Source organism: Agrobacterium sp. 22-210-1 (assembly GCF_053522525.1).
In genome coordinates, this window is the sequence record NZ_JBNWCI010000002.1 from 765,444 (window position 1) to 781,607 (window position 16,164).

A 16,164-nucleotide genomic window follows, 5' to 3' on the forward strand; every position below is an offset into this window, starting at 1 on the left:
AGAACCCGACAAAAGCAATGCCGGAGGCATTAGACCGGAATGGCCGTTTTGTCGAGGGTCAGCGCGGCTTTACTTGGCTTGTGGCAGCGCGGGTGGTGGGCACCCCCTGCGGGGCGAGAACCGGCACGAAAACCCGGCGCGAGGCGCGCTGGGTGACGGGCAGTCCTTGGTAGAGACGTTTCTGGGCTTCCACCACGATGACGCCGGAAAAAAGCGGCCAAAGCCGGCGGCCGGTATGTTCGAGATAACGGCGGAATTTCAGCACCGGCCGGCTTGTGGTGGGCGGGAAGAACAGCGCCTCGGCGGTAGCGCCCGGCGTGAAATTGGTTTCGCGCAAAAGCGCCGTTAACTGCCCGCGCGAATAGGGTCGACCAGAACCGAAAGGCGTATGCTCCATGCGTGCCCAGACACCGCGTCGGTTGGGCACGACAATCACCAGACGGCCGCCCGGCGCCAGCACCCGCCAGAGTTCTTTCAGCGTTTCGCGCGGGTTTTCGGCAAATTCCAGCGCATGCACCATCAGAACCCGGTCTATCGACGAATCGGGAAGCGGCAGTTCCTCGTCGAACACCAGCGCCGTTGAAGACAGCTCGCCAGCCGGCCAGTTCACTGCCCCCTGCCCCGCCGGCATGAAGGCGAAAGTGCGCTCCGTATCATGGCGGAACCGTTCCAGAAACGGCACGGCATAACCGAGGCCGACTAGCCGCTCCTCCGGCAAGGGCGGCCACAGCGTCAATAGCGCCATGGTGATCGCCTGCTCGGCCGAGCGGCCAAGCGGAGAATGATAGAATTCGCGCAGATCGACGATATCGGTATTCATGGGCGAGAATGTAGCATCAGGCGGTTGGACTTCAAGGCGTCTGCCCCTACATTGGAAGTCAGTTGGGAAAGTCAGGCGGGCGAATGCGCCGGTTTTGGCCGGCAAACGGAGAGGATACGATGAAACCTTTGGAAATAGACGTCTTTCTTTGCCGCAGCGATAATTTCGGAGTGCTCCTGCATGATCCCGAAAGCGGGGCGACGGCCACCATCGACGCACCGGAAGAAGGACCGATCCTGCGCGCGCTCGACGGCCACGGCTGGAAACTGACCCATATCTTCACCACCCACCACCATCAGGACCATGTGGAAGCCAATCTGGCGCTGAAGGACAAGTTCCGCTGCGAGGTATACGGCCCCTATGACGAGGCGATTGCGATCCCCGGCCTCGATCGCTCGCAGGCCGATGGTGACGAGTTCGAATTTGCCGGACGCCGCGTTCAGGTCATCGCCACACCCGGCCACACGGCGGGTCATATCTGTTATTATCTGCCGGACGACGGCCTGTTGTTTGCCGCCGATACGCTCTTTGCCATGGGTTGCGGTCGCCTGTTCGAACGCCCGGCGGCGGACATGTGGCACTCCTTCCAGAAGCTGATGGCCCTGCCGGATGAGACGCGGGTCTATTTCGGCCACGAATATACGCTTTCGAATGCCCGTTTTGCACTGACCGTCGACCCTGATAATGCCGTGTTGAGCGAGCGCGCGGCGCGTGTCGAGACGGCGCGGAAGGCCAATGAGTTCACCATTCCCACCACCATCGGGCTCGAAAAGCAGACAAATCCCTATATGCGCGTGGCGGATGCCGGCATTCGCAGACATCTCGGCCTTGAAGGGGCCGCCGATGCCGACGTCTTTGCGGAAATCCGCACGCGCAAGGACAATTTCTGATGAGCGCCGATCTGTCTGCGGAAGCGATCATTCGCGAATTGGGGCTGGAACCGCATCCGGAGGGTGGTTTTTACCACCAGACTTTTCGCGACAAGGCAGGCGGCGAGCGTGGCCATTCGACGGCGATTTATTATCTGCTGGAAAAGGGCGTGCGCTCGCACTGGCATCGGGTCACCGACGCGGTTGAGGTATGGCACTATTATGCCGGCGCGCCGATCGCGCTGCATCTTTCGCAAGACGGGCGGGAGGTACAGACCTTCACGCTCGGTCCCGCCATTCTCGAAGGCGAGCGTCCGCAGGTGATCGTGCCCGCTAATTGCTGGCAATCGGCGGAAAGCCTCGGCGATTTCACCCTTGTCGGCTGCACGGTCTCACCGGGCTTCGCCTTCTCGAGCTTCATTATGGCCGAGCCCGGCTGGTCGCCTGGGGATGCGCTATAACCCGCAACGACGGCCTATAGAGTGAGCGGTTGCCGCTTGCTTCTTCTCCCCGCCGGGGAGAAGTCCGCGGCAGCGGGATGAGGGGGCGCCGCCAGAGATATTCGGAGAGGGCACCCCCTCATCCGACCCTTCGGGCCACCTTCTCCCCGGCGGGGCGAAGAAACAATTGGCGCTGTCGGGCGTCACTCATCCCGCCATGAGCCGCAATCAGCCGCCGTATTTCGTGGCCGTAATATAGACCTGACCCACCCGCGTCGGAATGATCGCATAAACAGGCGCATAGACATCCATATTGTTTGACTTGGCGAACCAGATCTCCATCGAGATGGATTTCAGATATTCTATATCCGTGCGCCCCTGCCGGTAGCCCGACTTCGGCACATAACGCGCCTTGCAGACGATGGCGTCACCGTTAAAGCCGTTGGTCTTGAACGGCTTGGTGCCACTGGAGCTCAAAACGAGGTCGAGTCGCGATTCGCCATCATAGATCGGCAGGCGCGTTGGGCAGATGCGGCCGCCTGAGGGTATGATGAGACCGGAAATCGGATCGAGAACCGAGCGCAGGTCGCGGTCCTTCACATCCACCCAATTGTCCGGTCGGGCCTTGGGTTCAGGTTTCACCGTCGTCGATGTGACATTGCCGTTGCGGTAGACGACGTCATAGGTGCGTACCCGCTTGCCATCCTTATAGACCAGCGAATATTCGTTCGCCTGCAGCCGGTGGCCACGCTTGGCCCCGGAAACCGTTGTCTTGCCGGAAATGTCCTTGAGGATGCTGGCAAGGCCAGCGGCGCTGAAGGAACCGGAGATCGAATAATTCGGTCCGTCCATGCGAGTCGAAAAACTTGCCCGCGCAATCGGCAAAATGCCAAGATTGATGCTGTATTCGCTTGTGTGGCGTGCTTCGGCGGCGAGCGAGGGGGAGACGCCCGCAAACGCCATCGTCACGGCCATAAAAATGCTTTTTCCTCTGGCAATCATTTCGATATCACCTTAAAAGAGGCGCGGAAGCGGCCTTATCGGGCGATGATATACGCTGACTTGTGGCAATAAAAAAGCGGATGCCGGTTGAAAACGCCGGAATTTCCTTTCATTTGATCGCGAGCGGCTTGACTGTTAAGTCTCGTCTGACTATAGAACCGCAACTTTCCAATCATGGCCAGTTGGATTGCCACCCCGGTTTTGCCGGTGGCGAGCCAGTGGTGAAACAGACGAAACGAAATAGGTGTACCCATGTCCCGTGTATGCGAATTGACCGGCAAGGGCGTCCAGACGGGCAACAACGTCAGCCACGCCAACAACAAGACCAAGCGCCGGTTCCTTCCGAACCTCTGCCAGGTTACGTTGATCTCCGATGCTCTCGGCCAGCGTTTCCGCCTGCGTGTTTCCGCAGCCGCTCTGCGCTCCGTTGAACACCGTGGCGGCCTCGATGCTTTCCTTCTGAAGTCCGGCGAAAACGAACTGAGCATGCGCGCTCGTCTCCTGCGCCGCCAGATCGCCAAGAAGACGGCTGAAGCTGCTTAATAGCGGTTTCGACATCATCGATATTCAGAGGGCTTGAATGGCTTTTGCCGCTCAAGCCTTTTGTTTTATTTCAGCTCAGCTCCAACTGGTGGCATCACCCAGGATAAAAAAATGCTGACCCTGCGCTATACGCTGATCTACGTTCTCCTGATGACACTCGTGGTCGTCGCTTCCAATATTCTGGTGCAGTACCCGCTCTCCGGATCGCTGCTCGGCGTCAATCTCGGCGATCTGTTGACCTGGGGTGCCTTTACCTATCCGGTCGCCTTCCTCGTCACCGACCTGACAAACCGCCAGTTTGGGCCCTCCATTGCGCGCCGCGTCGTGCTGGCCGGCTTTGTCGTTGGGGTAACGTTGTCCTTCTGGACATCCATCCCGCGCATCGCGGTCGCTTCCGGCACGGCCTATCTCATCGGCCAGCTGCTCGATATTTCTGTCTTCAACCGCCTGCGCCGCCAGCGCTGGTGGCACGCGCCGCTTGCCGGCTCGATGCTGGGTTCCGTGCTGGATACGGCGCTGTTCTTCTCCATCGCCTTTGCCGCGAGTTTTGCTTTTGTCGGCCCCAATGATGCCTTCGCCATTGAAAATGCGCCTATCCTTGGCGTCTTCACTCTCGAAGCGCCGCGCTGGATCTCCTGGGCGCTGGGCGATCTTTCGGTGAAAATCCTCGTCGGCCTCGTCATGCTTCTGCCTTACGGCGCGCTGATGAACACACTGAAGCCCATGCCGGGCGCGGTCAAATCGAGCTGACATTATCCGCCAGCCGCATTTGAAGCTGTGCAGGCGTGCATCAAATCACGCTTGCAAACCCACAGGTGACGTTGCAATCTGGCGTCCGTGGCAAAGCACGAAGGCGGATCGGCATGCAGATCAAGGACGTTATCGACATTGTGGATGCAACGAGCGCCACGCTCTCGGGCTCCAGCTTTGACGACGTCAATCTGTCGGGAACGGTCTTCAACAATGTCAATCTGGCCGGCACACGCTTCAACGACATCAACTTTTCCGGCGCGTCATTTACGGACAGCAACATGTCCGGCTGGTCAATCGATGACGTCAATTTTACCGGATTGAAGCTGAGCAACACGAACCTGTCCGGCGCGCAGATAATGGCATGTCGAATGACCGGCATGAAGATCGACGGCATTCCGATCGAGGATCTCCTCGCTGCTTACAAGGCGGCACAGGAGCGGATCTGATATTCAATCCACCAGCTTGAATTCCAGCATAAGATTGCGCTGGAGAAACGAGTGGTTGTCATCGGACACGATGATGAGGCGTGTCGAGCCATCCGGCCCCTTCACCACATCCATGCCCTCCATATTGTCGATCTGGTAGGCCATGCCCGCTTCCATCAGGATTTCACCATCCACCACCGCACCCGGATGGATATCGGCGCCGCGGATACGGCGGATGCGCATGCCGACGCCCTCGGCGAAATTGAACCGGCGTTCCAGAAGCAGCAGGTCGCCATTGGGCAGGAACGCACCGTCCGTCACGTCGAATGAGGGATGATGCGTAACGGCAAATGTGCCCTTGCGCGGGCCCTCCAGAATGGCGGCAAGAAGATTACCGTCCGTATCGATGCTTTTTTCAGCCACCACGACCAGAGCGCCGGCAAGCGGCGAATCGGCCGGCGATACCGCGAGAGCCTCCATGCCACCATTATGGCGCAGCTCGTTACTGGGAATGAGATATGGCAGGCGGTCGAGCGGCTTTGAGGTAGCGAAGCCCGGATCGGGATAGATATCGATCCTGTGGCGCTGCTCGTAGCTGACGAACACCTTGCCGTCGCGCAGCGCCAGCCCTTCCGCATCCATTTCCATCTTGCGCGGCGGTTCGCGGCCGCTCATGTCCAGCATGGGGGTGATGCGGACATCGGCAAGCCCGGACAGCGCGCCGGCAGCACCACGCGTGATTCTGCCCGTCAGCCAGTGGCCGGTATCCAGCACCGCGATAAATTCCTCACCATCGGGGCGGAAGCGGATGGAGGATATCGCCCCGAACAGCTTTTCCGGGGCGCTCATCACCATGCCGCCGATAAATTCCAGCTTGCCGAACCGTTTTTCGCTGGTGCCGACTTCGAAAGAGGAGAGCAGACGCACGCCCACCGGCACATCGATGGTGGAAGCACCGATGGAAACCGGACATAGCGATATGGCCGCCAGAATGGCGGCCATCGCAAGCGTTTTGCAGGCGGAAGAAGCCCGGCCCCGCTTATCCCGCACGGCGAACCCTGCGGGACGAACCGGAGGCGCTGCTCGTATCCTCGAAGAGCGCTGCGAGCTGCTCGGTCATCGCGCCTGCAAGCTCATCCGCATCCACGATGGTCACGGCACGGCGGTAATAACGGGTCACGTCATGGCCGATGCCGATTGCCAGCAGTTCCACCGGCGAGCGCGTTTCGATCTGCTCGATGACCGCACGCAGGTGTCGCTCCAGATAGTTGCCCGGATTAACCGACAGGGTCGAATCATCCACCGGCGCGCCGTCGGAGATCATCATCATGATCTTGCGCTGCTCGGGGCGGCCGATCAGGCGGTTATGCGCCCACATCAGCGCTTCACCGTCGATATTTTCCTTCAGAAGGCCTTCACGCATCATCAGGCCGAGATTGCGCCGTGCGCGCCGCCACGGGGCATCCGCGGACTTGTAGACGATGTGGCGTAGATCATTGAGGCGACCCGGCGAAGCGGGCTTGCCATTGGCCAGCCATTGCTCGCGCGACTGCCCACCTTTCCACGCCTTGGTGGTGAAGCCCAGAATTTCGACCTTGACGCCCGAGCGCTCCAGCGTACGCGCCAGAATGTCGGCGCAGGTGGCTGCAACCGTGATCGGACGACCGCGCATAGAGCCGGAATTGTCGATGACGAGCGAAACGACGGTATCGCGGAATTTGGTGTCGCGTTCCTTCTTGAAGGAGAGCGGCTGCATGGGATCGATGATGAGCCTGACCAGACGGGCCGGATCGAGATAACCCTCTTCCAGATCGAAATCCCAGGAACGGTTCTGCTGCGCCATCAAGCGGCGCTGCAGCCGGTTCGCCAGCCGTCCCACCGCACCCTGAAGATGGGCGAGCTGCTTGTCGAGAAAGGCGCGCAGCCGGTCAAGCTCGGCCTCGTCACACAGTTCCTCGGCGCGGATTTCCTCGTCGAATTCCTCGGTGAAGATGCGGTAGTCGACCTTCTCGTTGAAATCATCGAAAGGGCTGTTGGGGCGGCGGGTCTCGCCGGGCGTTTCGGAATCCTCGTCGAGATCGTCGGACATTTCTTCGTCCGACATCTCGGCGCCGTCCATCTCGCCTTCTTCCATTTCCTCCTGCGAGGCCTCGTTTTCATCGGCGGGCGTCGCATCGGAGCCAGCCTCTTCCTCGACCTGCTCTTCCTCGGTCTCGTTGGTGCGCGGCTGATCCTCGTTGGATTCCGCTTCCTGGCTTTCCGGCTCGTTATCCTCGTCGCCGAAATCTTCCGCCATCTGCATGGAGGTCAACATCTTGCGCACCAGCCGCGAAAACGCCTTCTGGTCGGTAATGACGCGGGAAAGATCGTTGAGGTCGCCTGCGGCCTTGTCTTCGATGAAGTCGCGCCAGAGATCGAGAACCTTGCCGGCGCTCGCCGGCGGCTTTTCGCCGGTCAGTTTCTCGCGCACCAGAAGTGCCACAGCCTCGGCGAGCGGTGCGTCATCCTTATTGTTGATGCCGGAAAAATTGGCCTTGGCGTATTTTTCCGTATTCATGGCCTTGATATTGGAGGCCATGCCCGGCATGCGCAGCGCGCCGATGGATTCCACCCGCGCCTGTTCGACGGCATCAAAAACCAACTGCGCTTCGGCGCCCTGCGGTGACATCACCGCATGGGTATCCGCATCATGGCAGGCGAGACGCAGCGCCATGGAATCGCCGAGACCACGCGTGATGGCGATCTCCTGCGCCGTGGGTTTCTTGGAAATTTCCGGCAGGCGCATGCGCTCACCGGCAAGGCCCGGCCGCTCATTGGCGAAGACGACCTCAACCTCGGCGTCACCGGCAACGGATCGCACGCACCCGGCAATCGCCTGACGCAACGGCTCCGTATCAACCGCCGTACCCGGTTTCGCTCTGGAATTGTCGCCGCGCCCTGCCATAGTCTTTCCTGTCAGTTGCCGACGCCTGCGGCCCACCCATCAGAGGATGCGCAGCCGCCGGCGTCTTCAAGTCATCGGTGATCTTCTCCGGAAAACCGGGGACGATCAGGCGCTGAGAACGATGTTCGCGGCGCTTTCTTTGAGCTCAACGCCGAAAGCGCGCTGATACTGCTCGGCTACCAGGGTACGCTCAAGCTCGTCGCACTTGTTGAGGAAGGTCACGCGGAAGGCAAAGGCGAGATCGCCGAAAATTTCCGCATTTTCCGCCCAGGTGATGACGGTACGCGGGCTCATGACCGTGGAAAGGTCGCCATTGACGAAGGCCGAACGGGTAAGGTCTGCCACGCGCACCATCTTGGAGACGGTTTCGCGGCCCTTCGGATTGTCGAGGCTCTTCACCTTGGCGGCGATGATGTTCACTTCCTGCTCGTGCGGCAGGTAGTTCAGCGTGGTGACGATGGACCAGCGGTCCATCTGCGCCTGATTGATCTGCTGGGTGCCGTGGTAGAGGCCCGTCGTATCACCGAGGCCAACCGTGTTAGCCGTTGCGAAAATGCGGAAAGCCGGGTGAGGACGGATGACACGGCTCTGGTCGAGCAGGGTCAGGCGGCCAGAGGATTCCAGCACGCGCTGGATAACGAACATCACGTCCGGGCGACCGGCATCATATTCGTCGAAGACCAGCGCGACATTGTGCTGATAGGCCCAGGGGAGAATGCCGTCCTTGAATTCGGTAACCTGCTTGCCGTCCTTCAGGACGATGGCGTCCTTGCCGACGAGATCGATACGGCTGACATGGCTGTCGAGGTTGACGCGCACGCAGGGCCAGTTCAGGCGGGCAGCCACCTGCTCGATATGGGTGGACTTGCCGGTGCCGTGGAAACCGGAAACCATGACACGTCGGTTGTGAGCAAAACCGGCAAGGATCGCAAGCGTCGTGTCGCGGTCGAAAAGATAGTCGGGATCGAGGTCAGGCACATAGGCGTCGCCCTGGGAATAGGCGGGAACCCGCAGATCCGTATCAATGCCGAAAACCTCCCGCACGGACACCGTCGTGTCGGGCAGGTTGGAAATATCAAGGTCGATTTTGCTCATCACGTCTCCAAGGCGGGCGGCAGCCACCCGGCCACATCATCAATCAGGCGGTAAACACGTAAGTTGGCTTAGCAGAAACCTGACTGCTTTAACAATTGATATGCTTGAACAACAGCCCGAAAACGTTCTTCCGAACCACGATCGCCACCATTAGCATCAGGATGGTGCTTTTTGACAAGCTCCTTATAGCGCCTTTTTATCTCTTCCTGCTTCGCATTGGCAGAAAGACCCAGCGTATCGAAGGCTTTTGCCTCCAGCGTCTTCAGCTTGCGGTCCTGCTGCATGCGCTGTCCACCGGCCTTTGCGCCGCCCGCAAAACCGCCGGCGAAGCCGAAGGGATCGCGAATGCGGGCATTGCCGCTGGCGGTGCCGGATCGAAGTGTCGAATGCAAAGGGCTGTCGCGCGCCGTCTTGTTGACGCCCACCGTCCAGGTCGGACGATGACCGGTGATCGCCTCCTTCTGGTAACGGGCGATCTCGCCGTCCGACAGGCCGGAGAAGTAATTATAGCCCTTGTTGTATTCCTTCACATGCTCAAAACAGAACAGGAAGAATTGCCCCTCGGCATTGCGGCCGACAGGTGCGCGGTGAACGCCCGGTTTATCGCATCCGTCCCACTGGCAGGTAGGAGCCTGAACCTCAGGTTCCCGCTCCCTTTTCCGGCGCGTGCGGATGCGGTCGAAATATTTCGAATCCAGTTTCATGATGCCCTGATTATGGAGTGCGAAAAGCCGCACAACAAGAATTGACAAAGCGGAATGTTGCTGGCTTTTAGGTAACCCCCTTCAAGACCAGCCAACAGGAATGGAGCCCTTCGCATGTCCCTGCGAGAACGTATAGAAACGAAGCTCCGTGAGAGCTTTTCACCAGAGCGCCTGAAAGTCGTCGATGAAAGCCAGATGCATGCGGGCCACCAGCCGGATATAACCGGTACGGGCGAGACACATATGCGTGTTCAGATAGTGTCGGAAAGCTTCTCCGGCAAGTCTCGCGTCGAACGCCACCGGGCGATCAATGCTGTTTTGAAGCCGGAACTCGACGCGGGGCTGCATGCGCTCGCGATCGAGGTGGCGGCACCGGGAGAAACGGTGCGGTTTTAGATTAACGCTGTCATCCGGGCCGAGAGCAAGCCCCCTCATCCGGCCCTTCGGGCCACCTTCTCCCCTCGGGGAGAAGAAACCATGCGGCAGCGCTTTGCTCAAAGCTATGCCGCATGGCATTGCCATTGCGGCTTGTTCTTCTCCCCGCCGGGGAGAAGTGCCGGAGCGAAGCGAGGCGATGAGGGGGTACCCTCACCGTTTCTCACCATAAATCACGTCACCCCGGGTGCTTTTCCGAAAGGAACGACTGCACCTCGGAGGCCGCCACATCATCAGCCACGAAAGACTGGCCGATGCCGTGGGTGAGAATGAAGGTGAGCTTGCCGCCCTTGACCTTCTTGTCCTGCGCGATTGCCGTCATCAGCGTCTCGACCGGCGGCAGGTCACCGGGAATGTCCTTCATCGTTGTGGGCAGTCCAACCGCCTTCAGGTGCGCCTCGACACGGGCCGCGTCGTCAGGGCTTGCGAGGTTGAGACGGGCGGAGAACTGGTGCGCCAGCACCATGCCGATCGCCACACCTTCACCGTGCACCAGCCGCTTGCTGTCGTAATTGGTCGCCGCCTCCAGCGCGTGGCCGAATGTATGGCCGAGATTGAGGAGCGCGCGCACGCCGTTTTCCTTCTCGTCGGCCACAACAACATCGGCTTTCGCCTGGCAGCTGGTCGCAATCGCCTGGATGCGTGCGGGGCCGCCGGTGCGAATTTCATCCCAGTTCTTTTCGAGCCAGAAGAAGAAATCCGGCTTGTCGATCAGGCCGTATTTCACCACTTCGGCATAACCGGCGCGGAATTCGCGCGGGCTCAGCGTATCGAGCACAGCCGTGTCCGCCAGCACCAGATCCGGCTGGTGGAAAACACCGACAAGGTTCTTGCCGTGGCGGCTATTGATGCCGGTCTTGCCCCCCACCGAGGAATCGACCTGCGCCAGAAGCGAGGTCGGTATCTGCACAAAACGCACGCCACGGCGCACGATGCCGGCGGCAAAACCCGCGAGATCACCGATCACGCCGCCACCGAGTGCGATGACCGCATCGTTGCGTTCCACACGTGCGGAGAGAACCGCATCGCAGACGGTGACCAGATGTTCGAAGCTCTTGGTTTTTTCACCAGCCGGCAGGGTCAGCGACACCGCCTCGATACCGTCCGTCTGCAGGCCGTCCATCAGGCTTTCGAGATAAAGCGGCGCCACGTGCTCATCGGTGATGATCGCCGCTCTCCTGCCCTTCAGCCGCGCCGAAATCTCGCCGCCCGCCCTGCCGATCAGTCCCGGCCCGATCAGAATATCATAGGCGCGCTCACCGAGCGGCACATGGACAAGGCGTTCGTCGGCGTGGATTTCGGAAGGCGTCATGGTGGTCAGTCTTTCTGTTCGATGCCGGCGATGGCGGCCAGCACTTCAGTCACGATGATTTCCTTGCGGACATCACGGGATTCGATGGTGAGATCAGCTCCGGCATAGATCGGGTAACGTTTCTCCATCAGCGCCGCCAATGTGGCCTTGGGATTTTCGGTCTTGAGAAGCGGACGATGATCGCGCTTGTTGACCCTTTCCCACAAAACCTCGAGATCGGCTTTAAGCCACAGCGAGATGCTGCCCCGCGTGATGTGACGTCTGGTATTGTCGTTGATGAAGGCTCCACCACCGGTGGAGATAACCTTGGGACCGCCGCGCAAAAGCCGCTTGATGACCCGTGTTTCCAGCGCCCGGAACTCTTCCTCACCATAGGTGGCGAAAAGCTCTGATATCGTCATGCGCGAGACACGCTCGATTTCCACATCCGTATCGATGAACTGGACTTTAAGCTGCTGGGCAACCATTCGGCCTATCGCGGACTTTCCAGCCCCCATCAGCCCGACAAAGACGATGTTGCGCCGTCCGAGCTTTGCCCGCGCTTGTTCCCCGAGTGTGGCCGGGACGGATAAATTCGTTTCATTCATAAATTTGAAAGCCCGTTTGGCATGGATATCTGCAAATGTTTACGAAGCGTCAAGCCAAATTGCTGACTGAATGGCGTTGAATCACAATCATCGCCGCATGCGGCACGGGGCGAAAGCCGGCTTTTTGATCTTGCCGCCGCTTTCGCCGCACCGCATATAAGTTCGACCGCCACCTTCACGGAGCCGCCATGCCCACCCTCTTCCGCTTCACGATGATACTGGCGACCATCGCGGGGCTGGTCTATGGCGGCATGGTGCTGCTTGTCATGGTCGTCAAACCGCGCGACCGCGAGGTGACGGTGCGCATTCCGTCCGAACGTCTGAACCCACCGGCGGCAGAACCGGCAAGGCGCACTCCATGAGCGGACTAGCGGCAGGGCGCGACGGCGCGCGGCTCGAAAGTTTTCTGGAGATGATGAGCGCCGAAAGAGGTGCTGCTGCCAACACGCTTTCCTCTTACGAACACGACCTTTCGGATCTGCGCGAATTTCTGGCCGGCCGAGGTCAGTCTTTGACCGAGGCCGCCACGCCAGACCTGTCCGCCTATCTCACTCATCTTTCCACCCAAGGCTTTGCCGCCACCTCGCAGGCTCGACGCTTGTCCTCGATGCGGCAGTTCTATCGCTTCCTCTATTCGGAGGGGCTGCGCGGCGACGATCCGACCGGCATCATTGACGCCCCCAAAAAGGGTCTCAGCCTGCCGAAGACGATGAGTGTTGCCGATGTGACGGGACTTCTCCGCATCGCAGCAGAGGAAGCAGCCACCGTCGGTCCCGGCCAGCTTGCCCGCATCCGCATGCATCTGCTGCTTGAACTGCTTTATGCCACCGGCATGCGCGTCAGCGAGCTCGTCTCCTTGCCGGTCAAGGTGCTGCGGCAGGAAGGCCGCTTCCTGATGATCCGGGGCAAGGGTAACAAGGACCGCATGGTGCTTCTGTCACGCGCGGCCATCGAGGCCATGGAAAAATACGACGCCGCCAGAAAGGCGCTCGCGCCGGATAAAGCCAAGGCGGGGAAAAAAGCCGACGCACCGGAAAGCCCGTGGCTGTTTCCTTCGAGCAGCAAGGAAGGTCATCTGCCACGGCAAGTCTTCGCCCGCGACCTCAAAGATATCGCCATTCGCGCCGGTCTCACCCCTTCGGCGGTGTCACCGCACGTCCTGCGTCATGCCTTTGCCAGCCACCTCCTGCAGAACGGCGCGGACCTGCGCGCCGTACAGGAACTGCTCGGCCATTCCGACATTTCCACGACACAAATCTATACGCATGTGCTGGAAGAACGCTTGCAAGAACTGGTACAAACACATCACCCCCTTGCCAAACAGGGCAAAAACCTTGATTAGAGCGACCGGAACCGCCGGATAATCCGGTCAAACCTTGCGCAAAACGATCGGAAACGGATCTCATGCACAATTATCTCGACTTCGAAAAACCTATCTCGGACCTTGAAGGCAAGATCATCGAGCTGAAGAAGCTTGCCGATGAAGACGAGAGCATAGACACCTCGGAGGAGATCAACCGCCTGGAATCGCGCGTCAATGATGCGATGCAGGATATCTATTCCAAGCTGAATGCCTGGCAGAAAACGCAGGTCGCGCGTCACCCGCAGCGGCCGCATTTCGTTGACTATGCCAAGGCGCTGTTCACCGATTTCACGCCGCTTGCCGGCGACCGCAAATTTTCCGAAGACGCCGCCATTCAGGCGGGCCTTGCCCGCTTCAACGGTCAGCCCGTCGCCATCATCGGCCAGGAAAAGGGTAACGACACCAAAAGCCGCCTGAAGCATAATTTCGGCAGTGCACGTCCGGAAGGTTACCGCAAGGCGATCCGCGTGCTGGAACTGGCTGACCGTTTCTCGCTGCCGGTCGTCACCCTCATCGATACCGCTGGCGCCTATCCCGGCGTTGGCGCCGAAGAACGCGGCCAGGCCGAAGCCATCGCCCGCTCGACGGAAATGTGCCTTAACGTCAAGGTGCCGATCGTATCCGTCGTCATCGGCGAAGGCGGTTCAGGCGGCGCCATCGCCATCGCCACCGGCAACCGCGTCTATATGCTTGAACATTCGATCTATTCGGTGATCTCGCCGGAAGGTGCTGCCTCCATTCTCTGGCGTGACTCGACCCGCGCCAAGGAAGCCGCAACCAACATGAAGATCACGTCCGAAGACCTGAAGTCGCTCGGCGTCATCGACGGTATCATTGCCGAACCGATCGGCGGCGCGCATCGCGACCCGGAAACCGTCATCAACGCCACCGGCGATGTGATCGCCAAGGCGCTGGCCGATCTTTCGCAGCGTTCGGGCACGCAGCTTCGCGCCGAACGCCGCCAGAAGTTCCTGGATATCGGCCGGAATCTCTAACTCCGGCCTTATTTTCCTTGAATATCGCCCCAACTCGGCCATAGTCCGGTCACATCAAAAGATGTATCGGCGGCCGCGGGGGCGGATCCGATTTGAGTTAAGAAGATGTAAACGGTTAATACCGTATTTAAAATACACACGGGACGGTGTAGAACTGCCGCCGCTTCGTGCCATCGTCTTTCGGATCAGATCATGCGTTTGACACATTTTGCACTTCTTGCCTGCACCGCGCTCGTTCTCGCCGGCTGTAACGATACGCTCGAAACCGTCGAACGCGACGTTTCCCACGTCAAGAACAAGGTTGATTACCCGCTGTCTCCGTCCATTCTGGCCGAGATCGACAAGCGGGGCATGGATCGCACCTCGCCGATCATGATCCGCATCTTCAAGGAAGAAGGCGCGCTGGAAATCTGGAAGGCCAGACGCGACAACCGTTTCGAGAAGATCGCCGGCTACGAAATTTGCGCCTGGTCCGGCAAACTCGGCCCGAAGGTGAAGGAAGGCGACCGGCAGGCGCCGGAAGGTTTCTACAACCTGACGCCCGCGCACCTTAATCCAAACTCGAAATATTACCTTGCCATCAATACCGGCTTCCCGAACCGTTACGATGCCGCCAATGGCCGCAACGGCACCAATCTGATGATCCATGGCGCCTGCTCGTCGTCCGGCTGTTATTCGATGACGGATGCGCAGATTCTTGAGATTTACGGTTTCGCCCGTGACGCCTTCAAGGGCGGCCAGAAGACCGTGCAGCTGCAGGCCTTCCCGTTCCGAATGACGGCGGAAAACATGGCCCGCCACCGCCAGAGCGAACATCTTGAATTCTGGAAGATGCTGAAGGTCGGTTACGACAATTTCGAAGTCACCAAGCGCCCGCCGGACGTAAACGTCTGCGAGAAGAAATATGTCTTCAACCAGCAGACGGAAGGCGGCACCTTCAACGGCTCCGCGCAGTGCCCGGCCATGAGCACACCGCCGGCGCTCGTCAGCGCACTTTCGAGCTACAAAAAAACCTATGATCTCGCCTATGAAAAGGCGATGAAAAAATATGACGGCATGGCCTGGTACGACCCCAGCGAAGCGGAGCGCAAGGCGCTGGTCGCCGAAAAGCGCAAGGGCCGCGAACCCGCCTATGCGCCGACCGGTTCGGCGCTGAAGGCCGGCAAGCTGATGAAGGAAACGGAATATGCAGCGCTGATGGAGAAAAAGGCGCAGCAGGTGACGTCGTCTTCACCGGCCACAACTGCAACCGCCTCTTCCCTGCGCGGCCCGCGCCCTTCGGCAGCACAGCCCGCCGCTCCGCAATCGAACCCGGCACCGGCGGCCCCGACAATGGTTGCCACAGCCACCCCTTCGGCGGCCGGACAGAATGGAACCGCTGCCCAGAGCATACCGGTTCCGGCCCTGAACCCACTCGCCTATTCCGCAGCACCTGCACCGGAAGCGCCCGAGAAGAAGCCGTTCTGGAAGTTCTGGGCCAAGGAATGAGCGACACGGCCGAGATAATTTTCGATCTGAGGGGGCTTAAATGCCCCCTTCCCGTTTTGAGAAGCCGCAAGAAACTCGCGGCACTGAAAGCGGGCGATATTCTGACTATCGAGACGACCGATCCGCTGGCGGTGATCGATATTGCGCATATGTGCAATGAGGATGGGCATAGTCTTATTGAGACTGTTGCCTTGGATAAGGGGCATCGGTTTCGGATCGTGAAGGGCGGGTAACCGACGTTCAATGGCGTCGGCCGTGGTTACCCCCTCTGTCCTGCCGGACATCTCCCCCACAAGGGGGAGATCTGCAAGAAGCTCCCCCATCACTTCATTCTCAAATGTCGAGATGGCCGAAACCTCGCCTCGATTCGATCTCCCCCTTGAGGGGGA

Annotated in this window: 19 protein-coding genes; 11 read left to right on the plus strand and 8 right to left on the minus strand. The window is 59.7% G+C overall.

The window, feature by feature from the left end:
- Positions 1–58 precede the first annotated feature (58 nt).
- Positions 59–820 (minus strand): class I SAM-dependent methyltransferase, encoded by a 762-nt coding sequence (locus ACQZ5F_RS16550; RefSeq protein ID WP_225338720.1) that lies wholly within the window; start codon positions 818–820, stop codon positions 59–61.
- A 119-nt stretch (positions 821–939) separates the two neighbouring features.
- Between ACQZ5F_RS16550 and gloB the strand changes: the two genes are divergently transcribed.
- A complete protein-coding gene (gloB, locus tag ACQZ5F_RS16555) occupies positions 940–1,710 on the plus strand; it encodes a hydroxyacylglutathione hydrolase (RefSeq protein ID WP_225338721.1) in 771 nt (256 codons plus the stop codon).
- Positions 1,710–2,150 carry a cupin domain-containing protein gene (locus ACQZ5F_RS16560; protein ID WP_046799840.1) on the plus strand — a complete coding sequence of 147 codons (441 nt, stop codon included), beginning with the start codon at positions 1,710–1,712 and terminating at the stop codon, positions 2,148–2,150. Before gloB ends, ACQZ5F_RS16560 begins: the two co-directional genes overlap by 1 nt.
- A 207-nt stretch (positions 2,151–2,357) precedes the next feature.
- Here the strand turns inward: ACQZ5F_RS16560 and ACQZ5F_RS16565 are convergent, their stop codons facing one another.
- Positions 2,358–3,131, minus strand: coding sequence for a DUF3108 domain-containing protein (locus ACQZ5F_RS16565; protein ID WP_448730602.1), 774 nt, complete (start codon positions 3,129–3,131; stop codon positions 2,358–2,360).
- Between the two features lie 252 nt (positions 3,132–3,383).
- On the opposite strand from ACQZ5F_RS16565, the gene rpmB reads away from it, so the two are divergent.
- The 3 genes from rpmB (at position 3,384) to ACQZ5F_RS16580 (ending at position 4,873) form a co-directional block, all read left to right on the plus strand.
- The gene (gene rpmB, locus ACQZ5F_RS16570) at positions 3,384–3,674 is read left to right on the plus strand and encodes a 50S ribosomal protein L28 (protein ID WP_003509888.1); all 291 of its coding nucleotides are present in this window, start codon (positions 3,384–3,386) and stop codon (positions 3,672–3,674) included.
- A gap of 111 nt (positions 3,675–3,785) precedes the next feature.
- Complete coding sequence (locus tag ACQZ5F_RS16575; protein ID WP_046799842.1) at positions 3,786–4,424, plus strand: queuosine precursor transporter; 639 nt, start codon at positions 3,786–3,788, stop codon at positions 4,422–4,424.
- A gap of 113 nt (positions 4,425–4,537) precedes the next feature.
- On the plus strand, positions 4,538–4,873 hold the full coding sequence (locus tag ACQZ5F_RS16580) for a pentapeptide repeat-containing protein (RefSeq protein WP_137086859.1): 336 nt from the start codon (positions 4,538–4,540) through the stop codon (positions 4,871–4,873).
- 3 nt (positions 4,874–4,876) lie between these two features.
- Here the strand turns inward: ACQZ5F_RS16580 and ACQZ5F_RS16585 are convergent, their stop codons facing one another.
- From ACQZ5F_RS16585 to ACQZ5F_RS16600, 4 genes are all read right to left on the minus strand, one after another.
- On the minus strand, positions 4,877–5,854 hold the full coding sequence (locus tag ACQZ5F_RS16585; RefSeq protein ID WP_175414657.1) for an esterase-like activity of phytase family protein: 978 nt from the start codon (positions 5,852–5,854) through the stop codon (positions 4,877–4,879).
- Positions 5,855–5,891: 37 nt separating this feature from the next.
- Positions 5,892–7,796, minus strand: coding sequence for a cobaltochelatase subunit CobT (cobT, locus tag ACQZ5F_RS16590; RefSeq protein WP_046799845.1), 1,905 nt, complete (start codon positions 7,794–7,796; stop codon positions 5,892–5,894).
- Positions 7,797–7,901: 105 nt separating this feature from the next.
- A complete protein-coding gene (gene cobS / locus ACQZ5F_RS16595; RefSeq protein WP_003509875.1) occupies positions 7,902–8,891 on the minus strand; it encodes a cobaltochelatase subunit CobS in 990 nt (329 codons plus the stop codon).
- Positions 8,892–8,959: 68 nt separating this feature from the next.
- Positions 8,960–9,595, minus strand: coding sequence for a J domain-containing protein (locus ACQZ5F_RS16600; protein WP_046800025.1), 636 nt, complete (start codon positions 9,593–9,595; stop codon positions 8,960–8,962).
- Between the two features lie 114 nt (positions 9,596–9,709).
- Here ACQZ5F_RS16600 and ACQZ5F_RS16605 point away from each other — a divergent pair, with 114 nt between their 5' ends.
- Positions 9,710–9,991, plus strand: coding sequence for a BolA family protein (locus ACQZ5F_RS16605; RefSeq protein WP_046799846.1), 282 nt, complete (start codon positions 9,710–9,712; stop codon positions 9,989–9,991).
- Between the two features lie 217 nt (positions 9,992–10,208).
- On the opposite strand, the gene aroB is transcribed toward ACQZ5F_RS16605, so the two are convergent.
- A complete protein-coding gene (aroB, locus tag ACQZ5F_RS16610; RefSeq protein ID WP_448730601.1) occupies positions 10,209–11,342 on the minus strand; it encodes a 3-dehydroquinate synthase in 1,134 nt (377 codons plus the stop codon).
- A gap of 5 nt (positions 11,343–11,347) precedes the next feature.
- The gene (locus tag ACQZ5F_RS16615) at positions 11,348–11,929 is read right to left on the minus strand and encodes a shikimate kinase (protein WP_046799848.1); all 582 of its coding nucleotides are present in this window, start codon (positions 11,927–11,929) and stop codon (positions 11,348–11,350) included.
- A gap of 188 nt (positions 11,930–12,117) precedes the next feature.
- On the opposite strand from ACQZ5F_RS16615, the gene ACQZ5F_RS16620 reads away from it, so the two are divergent.
- The 5 genes from ACQZ5F_RS16620 to ACQZ5F_RS16640 all read left to right on the plus strand — a co-directional run bounded on the left by ACQZ5F_RS16620 (position 12,118) and on the right by ACQZ5F_RS16640 (position 16,008).
- Complete coding sequence (locus ACQZ5F_RS16620; RefSeq protein WP_225338723.1) at positions 12,118–12,291, plus strand: histidine kinase; 174 nt, start codon at positions 12,118–12,120, stop codon at positions 12,289–12,291.
- Entirely contained in the window at positions 12,288–13,271 is a 984-nt protein-coding gene (gene xerD, locus ACQZ5F_RS16625) for a site-specific tyrosine recombinase XerD (protein ID WP_225338724.1), read from the plus strand. The genes ACQZ5F_RS16620 and xerD overlap by 4 nt, the downstream gene beginning before the upstream one ends.
- 62 nt (positions 13,272–13,333) lie before the next feature.
- The gene (locus ACQZ5F_RS16630) at positions 13,334–14,287 is read left to right on the plus strand and encodes an acetyl-CoA carboxylase carboxyltransferase subunit alpha (RefSeq protein WP_046799851.1); all 954 of its coding nucleotides are present in this window, start codon (positions 13,334–13,336) and stop codon (positions 14,285–14,287) included.
- Between the two features lie 192 nt (positions 14,288–14,479).
- Positions 14,480–15,775, plus strand: coding sequence for a L,D-transpeptidase family protein (locus ACQZ5F_RS16635; RefSeq protein WP_225338725.1), 1,296 nt, complete (start codon positions 14,480–14,482; stop codon positions 15,773–15,775).
- Positions 15,772–16,008: a sulfurtransferase TusA family protein gene (locus ACQZ5F_RS16640; RefSeq protein WP_225338726.1), complete on the plus strand. Its 237-nt coding sequence runs from the start codon at positions 15,772–15,774 to the stop codon at positions 16,006–16,008. The genes ACQZ5F_RS16635 and ACQZ5F_RS16640 overlap by 4 nt, the downstream gene beginning before the upstream one ends.
- Positions 16,009–16,164 lie beyond the last annotated feature (156 nt).